Below are 3,902 nucleotides of genomic sequence, written 5' to 3'. Positions count from 1 at the left end.
GCCGCCGAAAACCGCATCGTTCGCGCAGCCCAGACAAACGAGATCGGCCTGATCCGGAAAATGCTGGTGGGCACCACGCAAAGCCACGATATCGGCACATCCGACAGTTGGGAAATCGGGACGGATCAGTCTGTCAAGATTGGCAACGACCAGGCCACGGAAGTGGGCAACAATCACAGCCTCAGCGTGGTGGCTGACAGCACCCTGAAAATCGGGGCGAACATGTCCACCGTCGTGACAGAGACCAAAACCGTCGAGGTCGGCAAGGATCTGGTCATCAAGGCGGTGGACAGCATCACCTTTACCTGCGGTGACGCCAATTTCCAGATGAAGAAAGACGGCACCATTGTGCTGAAAGGCAAGAACCTGACCATTGAGGGTTCGGGCAAGATCAATATCAAAGCCAGAGGCGATATCACGATGGAGGGCAGCAAGATCAACCAGAACTAAGCCGCGCCAGCCGCGCCAACTGCTGTTGGACCGGGCCGGGCGCAACACCGCCCCACCAAAGCAGGGGTGGCGCAACAGGCACCAGCGCGGCCGTTGGCGCGGGGATCTGCGCCAAAAGATCGCGCAGCGCATCAGGGGGGGCGTTTTGTGCAGTTGCGCACTCCAGCGCAGCCGATGCAGCATCCGCCCAGATATCTGCCGCGGCCCTGTCTGCACCCGCTTGCGGGCCGCAAGCCACCAAGGGATAGCGCCGCCCCACCGCATCAAAGCCGGGCTCGATCACCAAAAGCCAGGGCGCATCTTTCAGCACGACAGCCACGCGCACACCGCCCTCGGGCCAGCCCTCGGCCACGCGCACCAGCGGCGCGATCTGGGCCGTCACCCAGCGGTCAAGCACATTTTGCAGCCCCTCTGGCAGACCCCGCGCGACAAAATCCCCTGCGGATGGCAGCTTGCCAAAAAACCCCGTGCCCATGTGCCGCTCAGAACCCCTGCGGGCAGCTGAAACCCGAGAACATCTTCAGATCGAACGGGTTTTCAACCGAATTGGCCCGCAGGGTAAAACTTGCCGCATACCCACCCGCAGCCAGCCGCAGATCAAACGTTTCGGGCAGCGCCGTCGCTGACAGGCTTCCTTTGCGGATAAGGCGCAAAATGGCCCAGCTGCCGGTCTCTGAGGTGACCAGTTCGGCCGTCCCATCCACCGGCGCAAAGCTGAGCGTGATCATGTTGGTTCCGTCGGGCCCGGGCCATGTCATCGGGGCGGGGCGGGTGGCTGCGTTGAAATAGCTCAGCACCTGACCGTCCACATTCAGCGTTACGCGGCTGGCATTGGCCGAAAGATCCTTTGGCTCCAGCGAAAATGCCAGCACCGGCCCCGCGCCGCCGGGAAACAGCGCATCCCGCATCGCGCGCGCATTCTCGAACGGTTTCAGCAAATCCGCGTCCAGCCCGAAATCGGCCCGCCATTTCCAGGGCCGCACGGTATTGTCGATATAGGGTTGCAGGTGATCGTTGATAAAAGTGTCAATCAGCCCGCCGCCACCAAACAGCCGGGCAAAATCCAGCGTGTTGACATCAATGGCGCTGGATTGGTTGAACGGGTAGCGCCCGGCCGTGGCCGAGGTGCAAAATGGCAGCACATCGGCACGCCAACGGGCATTAAGCTGCGCTATCACCGCCTCGCGCGTGACGCTGATCGTGTCACCGGCGATGCCCGCGATCCAGGCGTCTATCGGGTCGGGCAGGTTTGCAGCCTCATTCGCGATGGCACCGGTCAGCTGCGGCAGGCCACCGCGCGCCAGCAGTGCCGCCTGCGGGTCGGGGCTGGCCGCGACGGTCTGCAACTCATTGGCCAGCGCCGTAAGCGCGGCTACCGCGTCGTTCAGCAGCGGCGGCTGGCCGTCCACCTCTTCTACCGTGGCACGGATTGGCGCAAAATGATCGGACGCCGGCGTACCCGGCGGTAATTCGGGTGGTGCATCGGCTTTGCTTTCACGCGCGATCTTTGCACCTGTCCGCATCAATTTACCCAGCTTGCCCAACTTTGAGGCCGCCTTTAGCGCCGCTTTTCCCGCAGCCGCCTGCCCCGGGTCATCTTCGGCCACGCGGGCCAGGTCTGTTTCATGAACCACCGATTCCAGCAGTCGTTTCAGCGCGGAATCGGCCGAGGCCAGATCCTTGAGGTTCTGGCGCGCCTGCGCCAGATCACCAATCGGCGTCAGCCGCACATCCCGCAAAAACCCATCCCACTGCGAGATGAAATCATCGTAGTAAAGTTTGACAATATCCGTCTCCAGCATCTCTTCCGAGGCATCGGCGCTTTCGGAACAGCCGCCCGCAAATACCGCACGGTCCAGTATCGCCTGCGCTGCGATTTCGGGGATAAGCGGCAAAACCGTGTTGTGAAACCCCTCATAGGTAAACGCGCCGGGCAAACCCACGCGCAAGGATCTTTCCGAAAGACGGGTCAGAACGCGGGCACCGTTCGGGCCGATCTTTTCTGCCGGAATCCAGTCTTTCAACCCGGTAAGACGCGGATCAGAGCGCAGGTTGCGATAGGCGCGAACGGCCAGCGGAATGGTGCAGATACTTTCAAGCGCGACAGAAACCAACGCCGGGTCATGGGCAATCTTGTTTTCTTCGCCCGCCATCCGTTCCAGCGCGGCCAGTTGGTGATCAACCGATTCATCCGTGGGAAAGGGATTGATGGGCGCAAAATCCGGCAGGACCTGTTGCCACCATTGGCCCAGATACACCGCATCATAAGGTGCCTGCCCGGTCAGCATCTGATAGGATTTAAGCGCGCCAAGCAGAAACTCCGGGTCGCGCGAATGGCGCCACATCGTCGCCTCCAGCAGCGCCACCATGCGCGGCTCAAGGATGTTGCGCAGGGTGTGGTCGTAGGCAATGGCGTGGACCTGCGCCAACTCCGTCTCGGCGGTCGGGCCGATCATGGTCAGCAGACCGGGGCGCACGGTCGTTTGCGCGTTCGCGGTTTCATTGGCCGCATCCAGCGCGAGGTTCAGATCAAGCGGGTCAGTGGGCGCCTGCCGCGCCGCAACATTGGCCAGACGTGCCGAAAGACTGGTAAGCTGGCGTTCCTGATCGCCCAGCGCGCCGTTGTAGCGAAGGAACGAAAACAGGAAAATCGTGGCCAGAATGACCACCACCATCACAGCACCAGCCAACGTGCCGCGCCAGATCCAGCGGCGGCGTTCCTCGGCACGGGGGTCAAAACGCCCCAACCCGGCCTCTGGAAAGATCAGATCGGCAAGCATACCGCGCAGAAAAAAGCTACGGGTGTTGCCATAGGCGCGCCGCTCGGGCAGGGGTGCTGAGAGCCCCAAAGACCCGGCAATGCCTGCCACCATCCGGTCAATAGGCGAGCCTTCCTGCGTGGCCGAGGTGAAATAAAGGCCGCGCATCCACGGGCTTTCCTCGTATCTGCTTTCACCGAAGACCGCTTCGATCAAAACCTTCAGCGGTGCGGTCAGCTGCGCGAACTGACTGGGAAAGCGGAAAATCTCTGCCCGTGTCTCCAGCGGCAGATCATCGGCAATCCGCGCGACAAGCCGCTCTTCCAGAGCCTCTTGCAGCACGCGCATTTCACGCTCGACCGTCAGGGCGTCAACCCGGTCACCCGTGCCCAGGGTGGCCCCCCAGACCTGTTCCCGCCCCTGCGCGTTCAGATCGCCAAAGAAACTTTCAAAGCCCGGCACCAGATCGGCCTTTGTGATCATCAGATAGACCGGCAGCTTCAACCCCGTCTCTTCGCGCAACTCTGCCAGCCGTTTGCGGATTTCGCGGCCATGATCGCGGATCGCTGTATCATCGGCGGCCAGTTCCTGCACGGACAGCGTCAAGATCACGCCGTTCAGCGCGCGCCGCCCCCGGTGCTTTACCAGCAGATCAACAAAGCCCTTCCACTCTGCCGCGTCCGCGTCAGGGTC

General features: G+C 62.0%; 3 protein-coding genes. 1 reads left to right on the top strand and 2 read right to left on the bottom strand.

The annotated features are described in order from the left end of the window. Nucleotides 1-450, top strand: a 450-nt coding sequence (locus ACM62R_RS03950; protein WP_415182759.1) for a bacteriophage T4 gp5 trimerisation domain-containing protein, incomplete at its 5' end; no start/stop codon positions are given. Here the strand turns inward: ACM62R_RS03950 and tagF are convergent. Together tagF and tssM are read right to left on the bottom strand one after the other, a co-directional pair. Then, on the bottom strand, nt 437-925 hold the full coding sequence (gene tagF / locus ACM62R_RS03945; protein WP_415182758.1) for a type VI secretion system-associated protein TagF: 489 nt from the start codon (nt 923-925) through the stop codon (nt 437-439). The genes ACM62R_RS03950 and tagF overlap by 14 nt on opposite strands. A 7-nt stretch (nt 926-932) precedes the next feature. Further along, nucleotides 933-3,902: type VI secretion system membrane subunit TssM (gene tssM / locus ACM62R_RS03940; RefSeq protein ID WP_415182757.1), on the bottom strand; the 2,970-nt coding region annotated here is incomplete at its 5' end.

It is taken from the genome of Phaeovulum sp. (assembly GCF_047638075.1).
Classification (GTDB): Bacteria; Pseudomonadota; Alphaproteobacteria; order Rhodobacterales; family Rhodobacteraceae; genus UBA6197.
Note: the sequence above shows the minus strand (reverse complement) of the source record. Positions and strands in the feature narration are given on the sequence as shown.

Bases quoted from the DNA above. Each gene is read 5' to 3' on its own strand.
- tagF (WP_415182758.1), bottom strand. From the start codon at position 925: ATGGGCACGGGGTTTTTTGGCAAGCTGCCATCCGCAGGGGATTTTGTC.